The sequence below is a fragment of the Vibrio sp. 1641 genome (assembly GCF_033339995.1).
Lineage (GTDB): Bacteria > Pseudomonadota > Gammaproteobacteria > Enterobacterales > Vibrionaceae > Vibrio > Vibrio alginolyticus.
On the sequence record NZ_JAWOVP010000503.1, the window covers coordinates 1 to 521 of the forward strand.

Annotated in this window: 1 protein-coding gene; it reads left to right on the forward strand. The window is 46.4% G+C overall.

Annotated features, from left to right (window positions below):
• The coding region (locus tag R7Z47_RS26805; RefSeq protein WP_318131020.1) for an acetate--CoA ligase family protein at positions 1 to 521 on the forward strand (521 nt) is incomplete at both ends.

Below are 521 nucleotides of genomic sequence, written 5' to 3' on the forward strand. Positions count from 1 at the left end.
TTGCGTACATGCACCTCGTTGAGTACCGACGAAACCAGAAACAGTTGATGGAAACGCCAACAACAGCAGAGCCGCTGCACTCAGGTAGCGTAAATTCTGCAAAAGAATGGGTAGATGAACGACTACTGGATAAAAATACAGTCACACTGGATACACACCAAACTAGCCCATTATTTAAGCTCTTTGGCTTTAATGTTTTGCCTACTTGGATAGCATCGGATGAAATCGAAGCAGTTCACATGGCAGAAAATATTGGCTACCCGGTCGCCGTGAAGCTGCGCTCTCCTGATATTCCTCACAAATCAGACGTACACGGCGTGGCGCTTAATTTGAGAAATAGTCGAGAAGTTTCTAACGCTGCACAATCGATTTTAGATACCGTCAAATTCAGTTACCCATCTGCAAACGTACACGGCCTGCTAGTTCAAGGCATGGCGAAGCTTGGCAGCGCGGAAGAGTTGCGAATCAGTATCGCGGTTGACAAGGTATTTGGGCCTGTCATTTTACTTGGTCAAGGTGGA